This window comes from Candidatus Dactylopiibacterium carminicum (assembly GCF_014736495.1).
Taxonomy (GTDB): Bacteria; Pseudomonadota; Gammaproteobacteria; order Burkholderiales; family Rhodocyclaceae; genus Uliginosibacterium; species Uliginosibacterium carminicum.
The window spans coordinates 72,013-90,329 of the sequence record NZ_MDUX01000006.1 but is presented as its reverse complement, the minus strand read 5'-3'; the positions used below and the strand labels follow the sequence as shown (position 1 = coordinate 90,329).

Here is an 18,317-nt window from a genome sequence, read left to right as displayed (position 1 = left end):
TGAAAAACAGTATTTCATGAAGCTCGGGGCTGTCTAGGAAACCCGGGGCGATTCATTCGAGGTACTCGGGTCGAGCTGGAAGGGCTCGTCTATCACCGTGAGCTGTTGGGATTGCTGCCGGCATTGCAGAACCATCGTGGGCGCAGCGCTGAAGTCAAGGGCGGCGATGCTGAGGCAGCCAAGAGTCTGGAGGCGATCGCTGCTGATCTCGAAGTCAGGCTGCGCTCCGTGGAGGGGCAGACTGCGGCATTGCGCGGTTTTTCGGTGGACAGCAAATGGCAATCCTTGAAGCGGGATGTGGAAGCCTTGCTGGCGGACGATGCCAAGCTCAGTGTCGATCAGTCTTTCGAGCGCCATTCCGTGCTGATCAACAGGGTTGGCAGTCTGATGAGCGATGTGGCCAGCGATTCCGGGCTGGTACTGGATCCGGATACCGGGACCTACCATCTGGTCATAGCCGGTGTTCTCAACGCTCCCGAGCTGGCCAATCACATGGCCTACACCCGGCGACTGGGTGCCCTGATGCTCCAGAGAAACACCTTCGATCAGAACACCAAGCTGGACCTGGCTTTCAATGTGGCGAAAGCGGAACAGCATATGGAGATGATCGGCACCGAGTTCTCGGCTGCGGTCCGGTATGCCCCCGAAATTGCCGCGCAGCTGGAGCCGGCCGTGCGGAGCCTGGAGGCTGGAGTGCAAAGCGCAGGCAGTCTGGTGAAACAGAGGATTCTGTTGGCACCGAAGGCAGATTACGACAACAAGCTGTTCTACAAGGAGGTCAGTACTTCGGTCGATAGCGCCTATGGCTTCTATTACAACTTGGCCGAGGTGATCGAGAAATTGCTGCGTGAGCGGGTCGGCATGCTGAGCGCACAGGCTTACGCACTTCTGGCTATCACCTTGCTGATCTTCATTTTCGGCATCGCCATGGCGGCCCTGTTCGTACGTGACACGCTGAGATCCGTGCGGCTGGCCGTGGCGCGGTTCCGTGACATCGCTTCCGGCAACTTCCGTGGTGAAATCCGTACGAGCACCAAGGATGAGATCGGGCAGCTGCTGAATGGTCTCAAGCTTATGCAGATAAAGCTGGGATTCGATATCAATGAATCCCGGGAGCGGGCCGAACGGGCGCTGCGGATCAAGATCGGGCTGGACAGCGTGAATACCAACGTGATGATCGCGGACAACGAGCGCACCATCATTTATCTCAACCCTTCCGTGATAGAGATGCTGCGGGTGGCACAGTCTGATATCCGCAAGGATCTGCCGCACTTCGACGTCGATCGGCTGTTAGGCACCAAGATCGACGTGTTCCACAAAAACCCTGATCACCAGAGCCGGCTACTCGCCACCTTCAGTAACACTTTCCGTTCGCAGGTGACGATTGGCGGGCGCATCTTCTCGCTCACGGCCAATCCGGTGATCGACGAGAGCGGCGCGCGTCTGGGCAGCGTCGTGGAATGGAACGATCGTACTTCCGAAGTTGCCGTGGAGAAGGAAGTCAACGGGATCGTGGCCGCTGCCGCTGCCGGGGATTTCAGCCAACGCTGCGAGGTCACGGGCAAGGCAGGGTTCCTTCAATCATTGAGTTCCGGCATCAATCAGGTTGTATCGACCTGCGACGCCAGCCTCAAGGATATTGCGCGCGTGTTGCGCGCACTCGCCAAGGGCGACCTTACCGAGCGCATCGAAGCCAACTATCAGGGCACCTTTGCCGAGCTGAAGGATTACACCAACGAAACCGTGCAGAGCCTGGAGCGAATGCTGCGCCAGATCCGCGAATCGTCCGAAACAATCCACATGGCGTCTTCCGAGATCGCCAGTGGCAACACCGATCTTTCCGCGCGTACCGAGGAGCAGGCAGCCTCGCTGGAAGAGACTGCCTCCAGCATGGAGGAGCTAACCTCCACCGTGAAACAGAATGCGCAGAATGCCAGGCAGGCCAATTCGCTGGCCGAGAGCACTTCGTCGGTAGCCACTCGCACGGGCGAAGTAGTCGGAGAGGTGGTAAGTACCATGGGTGCGATCAACGATAGTGCGCGCAAGATCGTAGATATCATCGGTGTGATTGACGGCATTGCCTTCCAGACCAATATATTGGCGCTGAATGCCGCAGTCGAGGCAGCGCGTGCGGGTGAGCAGGGCCGAGGGTTTGCTGTCGTTGCTGGCGAGGTACGCAATCTGGCGCAGCGCTCCGCTGCCGCTGCGAAGGAGATCAAGGGGTTGATCAGCGACTCGGTGGAAAAGGCCGAGAGCGGCAACCGGTTGGTGGATTCCGCTGGCAAGACCATGGAGGAGGTGGTGGCCTCCATCCGCCGCCTGACCGACATGGTCAACGAGATCTCGGCGGCTTCCGTCGAGCAGAGCAACGGTATCGAGCAAGTCAGCGTGGCGGTCAACCAGATGGACGAAACCACGCAACAGAATGCAGCGCTGGTCGAACAGGCCGCTGCATCGGCGGAATCCCTGTCGGGGCAGGCTGCGAGCCTCCTGCAAGTAGTACGGCGTTTCAAGCTACGGGCGGATGAAACCGAATCCGCTGCTCCAGGCAAGGAGTCGCTTGCCGTTGCCGGGCCCAAGGCTCCGCCGAGTCTGCCTTCGTCACAGAAAGGGGGCGGGCGACCCGCTCCCAAGGTGACGATCCAGCGCTTGGCCAAGGGCCAGGAAGAGGAGGGGGAGTGTATGGCTGAGGCAGATGGCGAACCGATCCGCTACTTCGATCATCGCCTCAACCAGCAGGCCGTAAAGATCATGCCGGGCGAGTATTACGTGACCAGCCGCGAGCTGGTCATCGTGACTGTGCTCGGCTCCTGTGTGTCCGCATGCATCTATGATCGTACTGCCGGCGTGGGCGGCATGAACCACTTCATGTTGCCCGTCGACCTTGATCCCTATCTCCTGGCAGGATCGGCGCGCTATGGTTCCTATGCCATGGAGATTCTGATCAACCAGCTTTTGAAGGCCGGTGCGCGTCGGGATCGTCTGGAGGCCAAGGTTTTCGGTGGCGGCCGGATGTTTGCCTGCCAGCGCCACCAGTCCGATATCGGTACGCGCAATGCGGTCTTCGTGCTGGATTACCTGGCGCGGGAGAACATTGTGATGCGAGCCAGCGACCTGTTGGGCGACTGGCCACGCAAACTGTACTTCATGCCCACGCAAGGGCGGGTGATCGTCAAGACGCTGAAGAGCCTGCACAACGACACCATCTTCAGGCGCGAACAGGCCTACGAGGAAACGCTGGAGAAGATGAAGGTCGGTGGTGGTGTGGATCTATTCTGAAACGCAGGCGTGGAAGGCGGCCCGTGGTGGGTGACGCCAGGAGACTAGGATGATCAAGGTCCTGATAGTCGATGACTCCGCATTGATCCGGCAGTTGCTCACACACATCCTGAGCCAGGATCCGCTGATCCGGGTGGTAGGCACGGCCAGCGACCCCTACGTGGCCCGGGACAAGATCAAGGAGTTGGAGCCGGATGTATTGACGCTGGATATCGAGATGCCACGCATGGACGGACTGGAGTTCCTCGACCGCCTGATGCGTCTGCGTCCGATGCCGGTGATCATGATCTCCACACTTACCGAGGCCGGTGCGGATGTGACACTGCGGGCGCTGGAACTGGGGGCTGTGGATTACGTCACCAAACCGGTTGGCATGGTGGTGGAAACGCTCGAGCGCTACGCCGAGGAGATCATCGCCAAGGTGAAGATGGCGGCGCAATGCCGTCTGCGGGCCGGAGGAGGGGGGCGCGCCGTCCAGCGCAGCGTGCCCAAACCGGCCTCACTGGAGATCCGTGGGGCCGCAGACCGTTTGATATTGCTGGGGGCATCCACCGGAGGCACCGAAGCGATCAAGGAGGTTCTGAAGCCTTTGCCACCGGCGATGCCGCCGATCATCATCGTGCAGCACATGCCTCCCGGCTTCACGGCCTCGTTCGCACGCCGTCTGGACAGCCTCTGCCGCCTACATGTTAAGGAAGGCGAGCACGGCGAACGGCCGCTGCCTGGGCACGCCTATATCGCGCCGGGCGGGCGCCACATGGTGCTGACAAAGGCAGGAGGGCAATACATGCTGTCGCTGAACGACGACGAGACCATGAATCTGCACCGGCCGGCGGTGGACAAACTGTTCATGTCAGCCTTGCCGTATGTCGGTAGCAATGCCATCGGCGTTCTGCTCACAGGCATGGGCAAGGATGGCGCGCGCGGGTTGCTCGCACTGCGCCAGGCCGGCGTCCACACCGTAGTGCAGGATGAGGAAAGCTGCGTGGTCTGGGGCATGCCGCGAGAGGCCGCACAGATTGGTGCAGCGGATGCGATCCTGCCGTTGTCGGGGATCGCCGATCACCTCCTGAGTCGGCTGCACGCCCGGGCGTCAGCATGACCGCACTGTGACGGTTCACTCCCGCGCTGCTGCCGGCAGCCAGTACAGACCTGCCGGATGCGCGCCCAACTGGTGTACCGGCATGGACAGGTCGTAGATCTCCTCCAGCACTTCCGGGCGCATGATTTCGGCGGGGGGGCCGGCATGCAGCAGGCGGCCATTCTTCATGGCAATGATGCGGTCCGACCAGGCCGCAGCGAAGTTGATGTCATGCAATACCACCAGCACGGTTTTGCCGCGTTCGTCTGCCAGTTGCCGTAGTTGCCGCATCATGTCGTGTGCATGACGCAGGTCGAGATTGTTGAGTGGCTCGTCGAGCAGGATGTAATCCGTGTCCTGCGCCAGCACCATGGCGATGAAGGCACGCTGACGCTGGCCGCCGGAGAGCTCATCAAGGAAGCGGTCGGCGATGGCTTCCAGATCCATGTAGGCCAGCGCGGCAGCGATCTGCTCACGGTCCGCTGGTGTGATGCGCCCCTTGCTGTGCGGGTATCGCCCGAAGCTCACCAGATCACGCACGCTCAGGCGCATGGCAAGGTGATTGTCTTGGCGCAGGATGGCCAGCCGGCATGCCAGGTCGGCATTGGGCCAGTCGGCCAGCGCTCGCCCATCCAGGCGGACCTCACCACCATCCGCGTCGAGCAGACGCGCGAGCATGCACAGCAAGGTGGACTTGCCGGCACCATTCGGGCCGATGATGGCGCTCAGGCCGCCAGGCGGAAAATCCAGCGAAACGGCGTCCACCACCGTGGTCTGGCCGTAGCGTTTCGTCAGGGCATGGGTTTCTATCATCTGGCGGCACCGCGCAGCAGGAGGAACAGGAAGAGGATGCCGCCGCCGAATTCGATGACCATCGATAGCGCGGCGCCGAACGAGAACACGCGTTCGAGTACGAATTGCCCGATCAGCAAGGCCATGATGGCAATCATCGACACGGCGGGCAGCACGACGGCATGGCGGTGCGTGGGCAGCAGCCGGTAGGCGAGGTGCGCCACCAGCAAGCCGAAGAATGTCACCGGGCCGACCAGCGCGGCCGACACCGAGACCAGCACACCGATCAGTGCCAGGCCGAAGGTCATCTCGCGGCGGTAATCCAGGCCGAGGTTGATCGCGCGCTCACGACCCAGGCCGATGACGTCGAACCGGGGCAGGCGCAGGATCACCGCTGTCGTGGACGCCGAGATCACCAGTGCGGAAATGCCCAGTGCGGAAGGATCCGCATTGTTGAAATTGGCGAACAGGCGGCCTTGCAGCACCAGGAATTCGTTCGGATCGATGAGGCTCTGCAGATAGTTCGCCAGCGAGCGGAACAGGGTACCCAGCACGATGCCCACCAGGATCATCATGTGCAGGCTCTGCGCGCTGCCGGTGAAGAGACGCCGGTAGAGCAGCGCGGCGAAGCTGCCCATGGCGGCCACCTGCAGTACGAAAATGGCCCAGCCCGGCAACGAGGTTACCTGGAATGAGCCAAGCAGCAGGAACAGTGCCGTCTGCAGCATCAGGAACAGTGCATCGAAACCCATCACCGCGGGTGTGAGGATGCGGTTGCCGGAAAGTGTCTGGAACAGCACCGTGGAAACGCCCACGGCGTGCGCCACGAGGCAGATCACGAAAAGTTTGGTGGCGCGGAAGGGCAGCACGAAACTCCAGCTGCCACGTGCGCCCAGCGTCATGGATAGCGTGATCACGACCAGGCAACCCAGGCCGAGCGCAAGCAAAGTGCGGCGATGCGAAAGGCTCATGTGTCAGCCCAGTCTTCTGCGCTCGCGCGCCAGGATCCACAGGAAAGTGGCGCTGCCGACGATACCGATGATCACGCCGATGGGAACTTCGAAAGGCCAGTTGAGTAAGCGCCCGAGCACGTCGCAGACGAGTGCGAAGAGTGCGCCCGCAAGCGCGGTGAGCGGTACGGCGCGGCGCAGGTTGTCGCCACTGACGAGGCTCACGAGATTGGGCACCACCAGGCCAAGAAAGGGGATCACACCAACGGTAACGACCACGCTGGCCGAAACCGCTGAAACGATCACCAGACCCAGCGCCATTACGCGGCGATGGTTGAGGCCGAGGCTGGTAGCGGTATCCCGGCCCAGCCCGGCAATGGTGAAGCGGTCTGCCACGAAAGCCGCCACCAGCGTCAGCGCAAAGGCCAACCAGAGCAGTTCCCAGCGGCCCGAGAGCACCTGCGCGAAATCCCCCAGGCGCCAGGCAGCCAGGGATTGCTGCAGTTCGAAGTTGAAGGCGATGAAGTTGGTTGCTGCATCCACGATGCCAGCGAGGATGATGCCAGTGAGCGGCACGATCAGGACTGAGCGCAGCGGCAGGCGCGAGAGGATCGCAAGAAACAGCCCGGTGACCGCAATCGCGCCGACAAAGGCCATCAGCATGCGGCCGAATACCGGAATGCCAGGCGCCACGATCAGTGCCAACAGCATGCCAAGGCAGGCGCCCTCCACCGTGCCGACCATGGCTGGCTCGATATAGCGGTTACGCAGCAGCATCTGCATGATCAGGCCTGCCACGGCGGTGGCCGCGCCGGCAAAGACCAGGGCCAGGCTGCGTGGCACACGGCTCACCCACAGCAGGGTGAGTCGTGCCTGGGCTTCGTCCGGCCAGCCCAGCGGCGCCAGCGAGAAGTCCGCCACGCCGATGAACAAGCTCAGCGTTGCCGTGGCGAGCACGCCCAGTACCAGCAGCACCCAGAGCTTCATGATCTTCAGCGGGCAGCAGTGGTGGTGATCTTGCCGGCCAGCGCGGCGCTGACTTCATCAACGATGGCTTGTTCCGCGCGCAGGCTACCGTTGGTGAGGTACTGGTGGGTGGGGTTGAGATAAACCACCTGTTTCTTCTTCCAGGCTGTGGTCTGGGCGACCAGCGGATTGTCCAGCAGTTGCTGCGCGCTCTTGCCTTGAGCCGCGCCGATGGCGGCATCGCGATCGATCACGAACAGCCAGTCGGGATTGGCCTTGAGCAGGTATTCGTACGAAACGGCCTGGCCGTGTGTGGCAGGCTTGAGGGTCGGGTCGGCTGCTTGCAGACCGAACTGTTCATGCAACACGCCAAAGCCGGAGCCCGGGCCGTAGGCGGAAATCTTGCCACCCGTGGTGAGAACGATCAGGGCACGTCCGGCCTTGCTGCCTGTTGCGCGTAGCGCTGTGGTGCTGGTCTGTAGTTGTTTCAGGCGTTTCTCGACCTCGGCCTGCTTGCCGAAGATCTGACCCACCAGACGGGCATTGCGTGCCAGGCTGCCGTAAAAATCTTGCGGATCGGCAGTCAGATCGATTGTCGGCGCGATCTGGGCGAGTTTTGCGTATTTCTCCCGCAGACGCAAGCCGATCACGATGAGGTCGGGTGCGGCGACGTTGATGGTTTCGTAATCCGGTTCGAACAGGGAACCCATCTTGGTGACACTGGCCGCTTCATAGCGCGCCAGTTCCGGCGGCATCTTCCACTTCGGTACGCCGATTACCGGGGCACCCAGGGTATCGAGCAGATCCAGTGCGGCCAGATCGAGCACCACGACCTTGCGCGGGTTTGCGGTGACTTCGGTGACACCACTGGCGTGTTCGATACGCAGCTTGCCAGCAGGGGCGGCCAGAGCGACGGAGGCGGCCAGTACCAGCGCAACCTGGCTGACCATACGGAGCGATGAGCGGAGCAGTGAGGCAGGAGTCATGGTTTTCAGCGGGAAGAGGTGGGGGAGGAGAGAAGACCTGTTACCTGGGAAGGCTTGAGATCAAACAATGCGAGCAGGCCATCAGCCAGTGCACCGCGCCAGACAAGGTAATCGTGGCCGCCGGTGTACTCGCGGAAATGCACGGGATAAGCACGGGCTTCGAGCAGATCGCGCAGATGTCGGCTGCTTTCCAGAATGCCGCCGGAAGTACCGTTGGCTGTTTCGTAGAGTCCGGCGCTGACGAAGAAACGCAATGGCGCCTTGGGCAGCGTGAGTACGCGCTGGCCGATGTAATGACGGGTCTGATCGGCCTCCAGTGGCGCCCACCAGAAAGAGCCTGAAAGCGCGATCACGTTACCGAACTGCTGCGGGTAACGCAGTGCGATGCTGGCCGAGGCCAGACCACCATAACTGGAGCCGGCCAGCGTCGTGCGTTCGCCCCGGGGCTGCATGCCGGTTTCGCGTGCCACACGTGGCAATAGTTCCTCTGCCATGAAACGAGCAAAGTCGGGGTTGTCCGGCAGTTCCACGCTGCGAGCCTCGGCGCTGGCATTGCTGATGAAGACAGCAACGGTGGGGGCAAGCGGCCCGCGGCGACGAGATTGTCCAGGATCGTCGGCGTAGGAACCCGGCTCTGGTACTCGGGGCCATCGAAGACGAAGAGCAGTAGATTGGCTGGATTCCCAGGATCGAATCCGGCAGGTCGATAGAGCGCGATGTCGTGCGTATTGCCGAGGATGCGGCTTTCCTGCAACCAGGACTGCAGGCTGCCGGATGCTGCGCCCGTAGGTGTGATCCAGGCTTGCAAAGGGGCTTCGGGCAACTCCAGCACTGACTGCTGCGTGAAGCGGTCCGGAGCATCGCCTGGCCAGCGACGTGGATTGAGCGGATCGGCCTGGGCTGTGGCGAGGATAGCCACGCGGCGTTCGCGCGGGTTGCCGGCGAACACCGGTACGTCGGGTGCCAGCCGATAGCTGGCACGGGCATTGGCTGGCACGGTATAGCTACGGAACCAGACGTCCGATTGCCCCAGGCGTTGCAACTCGTCGTGATCGCGGGCCGGTCCTCCGAACAGCCGCACGCCATGTTTGGCGCCACGCCAGAGGAAGGTCACACGGTATTGCCCGTTTCCAGCCGCTTCGATCAGCGGAGTACCTTCATGTGCCATGCGCGCCCAGAAGGCATCAGTGCTGCCGCCCTTTGTCAGATCTGCCGCTAGTTCGCGCAGGGCCGGGCTAGCGAGTGGTTCGGGCGGAAGTTTCTGTTCAGCCACGGAAACCTGGCGGGTGATCCGTAGGGTATAGGGGGTGGTACTGACGGTTCCGCCAAGGCGTAGGGTCTGACCAGGCTGGGCGATGAAGCGGAAGACGCCACTGCCGATGCTCGCCTGTAGCAGACGGCGTACGGCGTGGCCGTCGCTGGCCAGCAGATCGAGATTCACACGTGCCTGAGGGGTGTCCAGTGAAGCTTCGATGTAATCGCCAGTTTTTACGGCCAGTGGCAAGAGGATTTCCTGACCGGCTTCCAGCTGTCCGCTATGGGGCTGGCTGGCATTGGAAGCGGAGACGGAAGCGGCAAACACGAGGCTGGAACAGAGCAGGCGAAGCAGACGCATGATGAAGGCACCTGTTGTCAGGCGCCGCGATCGGTCTCTTGACTCCCCATATTCGGGGGCTGCTGCCTGAAAAAACGAGAATGGTTCGCATTAAATCATGGAAACCCGCACGGGTCCAGGGGATTAAGCCATCAGCACGGCTGATTCCTGTATGAGTCTTGTAAATATATGAATTCAATAACTTTTGTAGATGTGAAAATCGAAAACTTGAGTTGGCTATCCGGGTTTTCCCGATAGATACTGAAATCGTCAAACACCGCTTCCGGTGCCAGCCACAGCAGAGAGGAATCCGATCATGTCCAAGCAAGTCAAAACCGCGTTGTCAGCCGCAGGTGCTTACCTCGGTATCGTTGTCATGGGCGCCGTTGCCCTCATTCCGGCGGTCTATCAGGCGATGATGTAATTCGTTGCGAATCGGGCTGGATTTGCACCAGCCGGATATGCGAACAGGCCGGCAGAGCTGCCGGCCTGTTCGTTTTCAGGTTCAGGAATTGCGATACGGCAGAATCAGGACGCAGGAGGGGCAACCAGCGTTGCCAGACGCGCCTGGTTTTCCGATAGCCAGGGGCGTATCTCGTAGCCGGGCATCGGCTTGGCAATCAGATAACCCTGAGCCTGATCGCAGCCCAGCGTTTGCAGCAGGCGCAGCTCAGATTCGTGCTCCACACCTTCGGCCAGGGTGGTGAGCCCGAGTTCGCGCCCCATACGCACGACCGACGAAAGGATTGTGCGCAGGCTGGCCTTGTCCGGCGCGCCTGATACGAAGGAGCGGTCTACCTTCAGTTCGGTCAGGGGCAGGCGCGAGAGCTGCTGGGTAGTCGAGAACCCGGTGCCATAGTCGTCCATCGACAGACCGAAACCCTTCAGACGCAGGCGCCCCAGTGCTCCTAGGGCGGCTCCCATGTCGCCGACCAGTGCCGATTCGGTGACTTCGATGATCAGCTTCCCTGGTGAAATCTGGGCCTGCAGGGTCAGCCGGATGATTTCATCGATGAAGTGCCGTTCCGCCAGCGAGTGCGCGGAGAGGTTGACGGCCACGCTGGGTGTGAATCCTTCCGCGGCCCAACGCTGCATCTGCTCCAGTACGGCTTCCTGCATCTGCAGGGTCAGCTCGCTGATCAATCCGTTGTCTTCGGCTACAGGAATGAAGGCGGCCGGCGGCACGAAACCATGCTTGGCACTCTGCCAGCGCGCCAGGGCTTCCAGACTCAACACCTCACCATCCGCCAGGCTGATCTTGGGTTGGAAATGTGGTTGGATCTGCCGTCGGGTAAGTGCTTCGCGCAATTCCTCCAGGCTGATCTGGGTTTCGATGCGGCGATGTGCTCGCCGGGCTTCGAAGATGTTTTCGAAGCGGAGCAGTGCCCGCTGCAGGACTTCCAGGGTGAAGGGCTTTTCGAAGGCGCCAAGAATTGGCAGGCCCAGCTCCTGACACATGGTTTCCACGGACGCCACCAGAGAGGCATGCGTGCTGCTCGCCACGAGCACAGGTGGGCGATAGTTTTCGGTGGCCAGGGCCTGCAGCATCTCGATGCCATCCATGCGTGGCATCTCCAGATCGACCACCAGCAGGGCAGGAGGCGGCATCAGGCGGCGGACGGCTTCCAGCCCGCTCTTGCCATCCTCGGCTTCGACAACGCGGGTGATGCCTGCCTTGTGCAGCACCTCCACCGCATGAGCACGCTGCACGCTGCTGTCGTCTACCACCAGGGCGCCGTGCAGTTTAAGAAGCGGATTGAGTGACTTGATCATGGCTTTCCCTAGGCTTTGCCCCCATGTTTGAGGAGGTGGGCGGGGATGTCCGAGAGTGCAAGAGTTTCCTGCACGCCACCGTGGCGAATGGCCTCCTTGGGCATGCCGAACACGACGCAACTGGCTTCGTCCTGGGCGACAGTCTGCGCGCCGACATCAAACATTTCCTTGAGACCGCGCGCGCCGTCGTCTCCCATGCCGGTCATGATGATGCCCAAGGCATTGGCGCCGGCGGCCTTGGCCGCAGAGCGGAACAGTACGTCCACCGAAGGACGATGGCGCGAGACCAGTGGGCCATCCACCACTTCGACATCGTACTGGGCTCCGTTGCGCCGGATCATCATGTGTTTGCCGCCAGGGGCGATGAGTGCGTGGCCGGGGAGGATGCGGTCGCCCGTCTCAGCTTCCTTGATGCTGACCTTGGAGAGCTGATTGAGTCGGTTGGCAAAGCTCTTTGTATACATCGGCGGCATGTGCTGAACCACCACGATGCCGGGCGTGGTGGCCGGTAGGTGAGTGAAAAGAAATTCAAGCGCCTGAGTGCCTCCGGTAGAGGTGCCGATGGCCACGATCTGGTCCGTGGTGCGAGTCATGGCGCTGCGCCCTGCGGCTGGCGCCAGCACGGCATCGGCACTGAGTCTTTCCGGGACGGGGGACGTGGTGCGTGCTGAAGAGGGCGCCTCTTGCCGAGTGCTGATAGCGCCCGTCGAGCTTGTACGCGCATGAGGTCGCAGATTGCTCAGGCGGGCCACGGAAGCTTCCCGGATGGCGGCGATGAAGTCATCTTCATAATCGCGCAGAAACTCCGTGAGCTTGGTGGTGGGTTTGGTGATGATGCTCACCGCCCCGGCTTCGAGTGCCTGCAGCGTGGTTTCCGCGCCGGCCTCCGTGAGCGAGGAGCAGATCACCGTCGGCGTGGGGCGTTCTGCCATGATCTTGCGAAGGAAGGTGATGCCGTCCATGCGTGGCATCTCCACGTCGAGCACGATCACATCCGGCCAGTCATGTGCCATGCGCTGTTGCGCGAAGATGGGGTCGGAAGCTGTGCCGATGACTTCGATGCCCCGGTGCTTCTGCAGGATGTCCTGCAGGACCGAACGCATCACGGCGGAATCGTCGATGATCATCACACGGATCATGTTGACCTCGCTATTGCCGGGCAGGAGGGCCGGCGGTAGATCGAGCCACCGAGATATTCCAGGCTGGTCAGCGGCTCGGAGAAGGATTCTGACTGGCCGAGATAAAGATAGCCACCGGGGCGCAGATGGCGCACCACTTTGCCGATGATCTGGCCGCGACGCGTGGCATCGAAATAGATCAGTGCGTTGCGCAGGAAGACCACAGCGAATTCCCCCAGTTTGTTGTCGTCCGCCAGCAGGTTGTGGCGAAAGAAATTCACGCGGGCGCGCAGATCGGCATGAATCAGCATCTGGCCTGTATAAACGCCCTGACCACGCCGGCAGAAGCGTTTCAGGTAGCCCTTAGGCATGTTGTCCAGGCGCTGCTGCGGATAGAGCCCCTGGATAGCCTGCCATACCGAGCAGGCTGAGACGTCCGAGGCGAAAACCTCCCAGCCATCCGGACCGAGTGTGTCGGCCAAGGTCATGGCCAAGCTGTAGGCCTCTTCGCCGGATGAGCTGGCGGCACTCCAGATTCGCAGCGGTCGCGTTTCCAGGTTTGGCAGTGCCTGCTCGCGAAGATGCTGGAAATGGGCCGGTTCGCGGAAGAAGTAGGTTTCGTGCGTGGTCAGCGCATCGATCAAATGCTGTCGTTCCTGCGTTTCGTGTGGCTGTTGAAGCAGGGCGCAATAGCTCTCGAAATCGTGCAGGCCGCGCTGCTCCAGGCGTCGCTGCAACCGGCCGATCACCAGATGACGCTTTTCTCCGCGCAGGTGTATCCCGGTTTCCTTCTCGAACAGCGAACGCAACAACCCAAAGCTGCGTTCGCTGAGTTGAAGAGCCGGGATATCACAGGGCGTATTCATGGCGTGAGCATCAGGCGTCCTGGACCTCGGTGATGGCTTCGCCTTCGGGGCAGGCCTCGGGGCGTTGCTCGCTGGCTTCGATCAGGCGCTTGAGTTCCTGCGGATTGAGTACCTTGTCGATGTCTAGCACGATGATGAACTTGCCATTGCGCTTGATCATGCCATCGACGAATTCGGTGCGCATGAGGGTGCCGAATTCGGGGCGGGGCTCGATCTGCTCGGCCGGGACATCGAGCACTTCATGCACGGTGTCCACCACGATGCCCAGGAGTTGCCCCAGGCTGTCTTCCTGCGTCGTCTCGAAGATGATCACGCAGGTACGCCAGGTGATCTCGGCGGCGCCCCGTCCGAAGCGGGCGGCGATGTCGATCAGCGGCACGACCGAGCCACGCAGGTTGATCACACCCCGCAGGAATTCCGGTGCCAGCGGGATTTCGGTGACCCCCGGGTATTCGATGATTTCGCGGATGGGGGCCACGGGAACCGCGAAGATCTCCTTGTGCAGGCTGAAGGTCAGATAGCGGCGCGAAGTGGATTCGACGGCGGTCATGATGCGCCTCAGAAGCTGGTGAAGGAGGATTCATCCACGCTGCTGCGCGTAGTCTGGCGTGTCGATACATTGTTACTGACGGCCGGAAGCTCCTTGGCACTGTACGAGGTGTCGGCCGCATGGCTGAGCCGGAAGTACTTCACGGCCTGCTGCAGTTCCTGAGCCTGGGAACTCATTTCCTCGGCGGTGGCGCTGAGCTGCTCGGATGCGGCGGCGTTCGACTGGGTGGCCTGGGCCAGCACGCTCATGGCCTGGTTTACCTGTGAGACGCCGTTCTGCTGTTCACCGGAGGCTGCCGAGATTTCTCTTACCAGGTCCGAAGTCTTGCTGATCGAGGGCACCATCTCGTTGAGCAGCGTGCCCGCGCGCTCGGCGAGCGTCACACTCTTGGTGGCCAACGCACTGATCTCTTCGGCTGCGGCCTGGCTGCGGTCTGCGAGTTTTCCCACCTCGGAGGCCACCACGGCAAAGCCCTTGCCATGTTCCCCGGTCCGCCCAGCTTCGATCGCCGCGTTCAGGGCGAGCAGGTTGGTCTTGTAGGCGATGCTGTTGACCACGCCGATTTTCTCGGCGATCTGGCGCATCGCGCTGACCGTATCGGCTACGGCCGTGCCACCCTGGCGTGCTTCGTCGGCAGACTTCGAGGCCATGCCATCGGTGACGCGGGCGTTTTCTGCATTCTGCATCACGGTCGCCGAGATCTCTTCCATCGAGGCGCTTGTCTCTTCTACGCTGGCAGCCTGGTTGCCGGAATTCTGCGCCAGCGAGGTGGAGGAGGACGCCAACTCTTCGGAGGCCGTGGCCAACGCATCGGCCGAGGCACGAACCTGCATCATGACCGTGGATAGCCGTTCGACCATGGATTGCATGGCGCCCAGCACGCTGCGTGGATGGCGTGTCTTGACTTCAACGGTGAGATTTCCCTGGGCTACCTGACGGGCGATTTCGGCGACATAGTCGGGTTCGCCGCCCAGTTGCCGCAGCACGCTCACGAGCACATAGCCGCCGATTCCGAAGACCAGCAGCAGGCAGGCTGCTGCTGCTGCCAGAGTGATGGTGGCTGCTCGATGGCGTGTCTCCTCAGCCTCTTTGGCTTTGGCCTGGCCAAGCCCGGCGTTGTAGTCGAGGATGGCTTGGATGGCATCGTTGAACTTGCGGGTGTAGGTGGCATGTTCGCGCATGAGCACGGCCAGATGTTCGGTCTTGGCAATGCGGTCGGCATTGGTTCGGAGCACTTCCTCGATGACCTTGTGTTTGAACGTCTGGTATTCGGCATAGCCGTCACGCAGACCCTTGAGCATCGCGGCGTCCTTTTCGTCGCTGACCAGTTTGTCGTAGGCGTCGAAGGCCGCAAAGATCTTCTTTTCGTTGCTTTCCAGTTCGGCCAGGCGGTCGTCTCGATCCTTTTTCTCCCAGGAGATGGCCAGGCGCCACAGCAGTACGCGGTTCTTGGCATATGGATCGTTGAGATCGTTCATCACCAGCATGCTGGGCACGGTGTTCAGGTTCGCAAAGTTGGTGACCTGATAGACCCGTTCGGTTTCCCTGGAGGAGAACCAGGACAGGAAGGCGATGCCTGCGAGCGCGACGGCAATCATCAACAGCATCTTGTGCACGAGTTTCATGACGATCTCCGAATTTCAGGACTGCATACTGGTCTTGTGGGTGGCGGTATTACTGATTTCGGCTTCGAGTACTTGATTGGCCTCTTGCCGCGTGGTCAGGTCTAGCAGGGCGGGGACGTCCAGGATCAGTGCGACCTTGCCGTCACCGAGAATGGTGGCTCCGCCCAGACCGCGAACGCCCTGGAGCAGATACCCCAGGGGCTTGATCACGGCCTGCAGTTTGCCGACCAGACGGTCTACGAGGATGCCGGCGCGCTGGCGTCCGCTCTGAACCACAACCATGCAACGGATGGCCGCAGGCTGAGGTGCGATATGGAAGATGTCGGCCAGCGTGATGTAGGGCAGCGGCTCGCCGCGCAGGTTGACGATGCGGTAATCCTCCAGCGCCTCTTCGAGTTCGATGCACTCGACGACGAGTTCCAGGGGGATGGCGAAGTTGGCGTTGCCCACAGCGACCTGGAAACAATCGATGATGGCCAGCGTGAGTGGCAGACGGATGCGGAAGGTGGTGCCATGACCGGGTACTGACTCGATCTCGATCTCGCCACGCAACTGCTCGATGTTGCGGCGGACGACATCCATGCCCACGCCACGTCCTGAAAGATCGCTTACCACCTCAGCAGTAGAGAAGCCAGGTTGGAAGATCAGTGCGAACGTGGCCTGGTCGTCGAGCATGGCATCCGCATTGATCAGGCCGTTTTCGATGGCTTTGGCACGGATGCGCGCCTGGTTGAGGCCGCGACCATCGTCGCTGACCTCGATCACGATGCTGCCGGAATCCTGATAGGCATGCAGACGCAGCCTGCCTTCGGGGCTCTTGCCAGCATCGAGGCGTTGCTCGACCGGCTCGATGCCGTGGTCGATGGCATTGCGCACAATATGCAGCAGCGGGTCTGCCAGCTTCTCGATCATGGATTTGTCGAGTTCCGCATCCGCGCCGCTGATGGACAGTTCTATCTTTTTGCCCAGATCCTTGGCGACGTCGCGCACGATGCGGGGGAAGCGCTGGAAGATATCGCCGATCGGGGTCATGCGCAGGTTCAGCGATTTGTTGCGGATCTGCTCGACCAGTTTTTCAATCTCGCCCATCACTTCATGCACGGCATCGAACTGCTTCTTGCCGACGAACATGCGTCCGCTGGCGGCTGCGATCACCAGTTCGCCCACCGTATCGATCAGTTCATCGAGCTTGCGCGCTTCCACCTTGACCATGGTCTGGCGGAGACCGCCGCGGCGTTCGGTGGCGGGCGGGCGGTCGATGTCCGCGAGGTGGATCTCGCCCGGAGGGGGCAAGACGGGGCTTGCCTGCAGGGCAGCCGGTTCGATGCGGATATCGCTGCCTTCGGCGACAAACTCGAAGGTCGAAGCGATTTCTTCCCGTGTGGCCTGAGTTTCCAGCAGAAGATCGAATTGCAGGTAGCAGGACTCCGGGTCGAGATCAGCCAGCGCCGGGAGACGGCTGATATCGGTGCGGATATCGTGGAGATCTCCCAGGCGTTCCAGGTACTGGATGAAGGAAAGCGGGTCCATGCCGTCGCGCAGGGCGTCGGCATAGAAGCCCAGATGGATGCTCCAGCGCTGCGCCCCTCCTTCATCGTTCCGGGGAGTTTCGCTCGTCGTGGCGACGCTTGCGGGAGGCCCGCCCAGATAAGTGTGCAGACCGGCGATCAGCGTTGCGCGTTGTGCGGCATCGGGGTCGGTCGGATGGGTGCTTTCAGCCAGTGCGTCGATCAGGTCGCGCAGATAGGCGCCGCAATCGAAAAGCAGCGAGAGCAGGTCGGGGTCCAGCGGAATTTCGCCATTACGCACTCGCACCAGCACGCTTTCGGCAATGTGTGTGAAATCCACGATCAGGGCGAGGCCGAAAAGTCCTGCCGAGCCTTTGATGGTATGCGCTGCGCGGAATACGGCGTTGATGTGTTCCGTGTCGCGCCCGCCCTTCTCAAGTGCAAGCAGTGCGGCATCCATCGCATCGAGCAATTCCCGGGACTCTTCGACCAACGCGTGGTGTGCAGCCGGATTGTCGATCATGGCAGCTCCTAGTTCGTGGAGAAGCGTTGCTGCAGGGGCTCAAGCTGCAGCAACCCGGCAAGGCGCAGCAAAAAAGGGGATGGATTGGTGAAATGGACGGGATGAGGTTCGCTGGCCAGTGCCAGCAACACTTGCAGTCCGGCCACGTCGATTTCCTCGAGGCCCCCCAGATCCAGGGTGAGCTGCTCCGAGGTCGTGAGCGCCAGAGCCAGCGCGTCACGGACTTCCGCCGCTTGCGCGACGGTCAGCTCACCCGAGAGTTCGGCGAGCATCTGTGGGCCTGGCGTGAGGATGGAAAGGCTCATGAAGCCTCCTCTGATGCGCTTGTGCGCTGACCAGTTTGGCTACGGCGTCCAGTAGGGCAGGCGGCTGGAAAGGCTTGAGTACCTAGACGCGTACGCCTGCAGCCTTGCCTTCCGCCATCTTGGTGGCATCCCCTTCGGTGGTGAGCATCAGGATCGGCGTGAAGCGGTAGGCCTGCATGGCCTTCGCGGACTTCACGAAGCTGAGCCCGTCCATGTTGGGCATGTTTACATCGGAGATGATCAGGTTGTACTTGCGGCCGTCGAGCTTGGTAAGGCCATCCTTGCCATCCACGGCCTCGACCACATCGTAGCCCGCGCCCTTGAGTGCGATGCCCAGGGTGGTGCGCAGGCTCATCGAGTCGTCAACGATCAGGATCGTTTTTGCCATCGAGGGGCTCCTG

15 protein-coding genes and 1 pseudogene are annotated in these 18,317 nt (G+C 61.5%); 2 read left to right on the top strand and 14 right to left on the bottom strand.

Annotated features, from left to right (window positions below):
* Positions 1-123: 123 nt before the first annotated feature.
* Both cheD and BGI27_RS03210 read left to right on the top strand, forming a co-directional pair.
* Positions 124-3,279, top strand: a complete 3,156-nt coding sequence (cheD, locus tag BGI27_RS18625; protein WP_141239722.1) for a chemoreceptor glutamine deamidase CheD — start codon at positions 124-126, stop codon at positions 3,277-3,279.
* Positions 3,280-3,328: 49 nt separating this feature from the next.
* The gene (locus BGI27_RS03210; protein WP_095523471.1) at positions 3,329-4,381 is read left to right on the top strand and encodes a protein-glutamate methylesterase/protein-glutamine glutaminase; all 1,053 of its coding nucleotides are present in this window, start codon (positions 3,329-3,331) and stop codon (positions 4,379-4,381) included.
* Between the two features lie 15 nt (positions 4,382-4,396).
* On the opposite strand, the gene BGI27_RS03205 is transcribed toward BGI27_RS03210, so the two are convergent.
* The 14 genes and pseudogenes from BGI27_RS03205 to BGI27_RS03140 all read right to left on the bottom strand — a co-directional run bounded on the left by BGI27_RS03205 (position 4,397) and on the right by BGI27_RS03140 (position 18,304).
* A complete protein-coding gene (locus BGI27_RS03205; protein ID WP_095523470.1) occupies positions 4,397-5,173 on the bottom strand; it encodes an iron ABC transporter ATP-binding protein in 777 nt (258 codons plus the stop codon).
* Positions 5,170-6,123: an iron chelate uptake ABC transporter family permease subunit gene (locus BGI27_RS03200; RefSeq protein ID WP_095523469.1), complete on the bottom strand. Its 954-nt coding sequence runs from the start codon at positions 6,121-6,123 to the stop codon at positions 5,170-5,172. Before BGI27_RS03200 ends, BGI27_RS03205 begins: the two co-directional genes overlap by 4 nt.
* A gap of 3 nt (positions 6,124-6,126) precedes the next feature.
* The gene (locus BGI27_RS03195) at positions 6,127-7,089 is read right to left on the bottom strand and encodes an ABC transporter permease (RefSeq protein ID WP_095523468.1); all 963 of its coding nucleotides are present in this window, start codon (positions 7,087-7,089) and stop codon (positions 6,127-6,129) included.
* Positions 7,090-7,094: 5 nt separating this feature from the next.
* Positions 7,095-8,054 (bottom strand): siderophore ABC transporter substrate-binding protein, encoded by a 960-nt coding sequence (locus tag BGI27_RS03190; RefSeq protein WP_170942965.1) that lies wholly within the window; start codon positions 8,052-8,054, stop codon positions 7,095-7,097.
* Between the two features lie 5 nt (positions 8,055-8,059).
* A complete protein-coding gene (locus BGI27_RS17840) occupies positions 8,060-8,548 on the bottom strand; it encodes an alpha/beta hydrolase (RefSeq protein ID WP_239591111.1) in 489 nt (162 codons plus the stop codon).
* Positions 8,549-8,862: 314 nt separating this feature from the next.
* A pseudogene (locus tag BGI27_RS17835) lies at positions 8,863-9,222 on the bottom strand (enterochelin esterase domain-containing protein); the annotation flags it as partial.
* A 954-nt stretch (positions 9,223-10,176) separates the two neighbouring features.
* Positions 10,177-11,421 carry an EAL domain-containing response regulator gene (locus BGI27_RS03175; RefSeq protein WP_095523465.1) on the bottom strand — a complete coding sequence of 415 codons (1,245 nt, stop codon included), beginning with the start codon at positions 11,419-11,421 and terminating at the stop codon, positions 10,177-10,179.
* 8 nt (positions 11,422-11,429) lie between these two features.
* Entirely contained in the window at positions 11,430-12,560 is a 1,131-nt protein-coding gene (locus BGI27_RS03170) for a protein-glutamate methylesterase/protein-glutamine glutaminase (RefSeq protein WP_095523464.1), read from the bottom strand.
* Complete coding sequence (locus BGI27_RS03165; RefSeq protein WP_095523463.1) at positions 12,557-13,405, bottom strand: CheR family methyltransferase; 849 nt, start codon at positions 13,403-13,405, stop codon at positions 12,557-12,559. Before BGI27_RS03165 ends, BGI27_RS03170 begins: the two co-directional genes overlap by 4 nt.
* Before the next feature lie 10 nt (positions 13,406-13,415).
* Positions 13,416-13,955 (bottom strand): chemotaxis protein CheW, encoded by a 540-nt coding sequence (locus BGI27_RS03160; protein ID WP_095523462.1) that lies wholly within the window; start codon positions 13,953-13,955, stop codon positions 13,416-13,418.
* An 8-nt stretch (positions 13,956-13,963) separates the two neighbouring features.
* Positions 13,964-15,580 carry a methyl-accepting chemotaxis protein gene (locus BGI27_RS03155; protein ID WP_095523461.1) on the bottom strand — a complete coding sequence of 539 codons (1,617 nt, stop codon included), beginning with the start codon at positions 15,578-15,580 and terminating at the stop codon, positions 13,964-13,966.
* 15 nt (positions 15,581-15,595) lie between these two features.
* Positions 15,596-17,611 carry a chemotaxis protein CheA gene (locus BGI27_RS03150; protein WP_095523460.1) on the bottom strand — a complete coding sequence of 672 codons (2,016 nt, stop codon included), beginning with the start codon at positions 17,609-17,611 and terminating at the stop codon, positions 15,596-15,598.
* An 8-nt stretch (positions 17,612-17,619) separates the two neighbouring features.
* Positions 17,620-17,916 carry an STAS domain-containing protein gene (locus BGI27_RS03145; RefSeq protein ID WP_095523459.1) on the bottom strand — a complete coding sequence of 99 codons (297 nt, stop codon included), beginning with the start codon at positions 17,914-17,916 and terminating at the stop codon, positions 17,620-17,622.
* Positions 17,917-17,998: 82 nt separating this feature from the next.
* Complete coding sequence (locus tag BGI27_RS03140; RefSeq protein WP_095523458.1) at positions 17,999-18,304, bottom strand: response regulator; 306 nt, start codon at positions 18,302-18,304, stop codon at positions 17,999-18,001.
* Positions 18,305-18,317 lie beyond the last annotated feature (13 nt).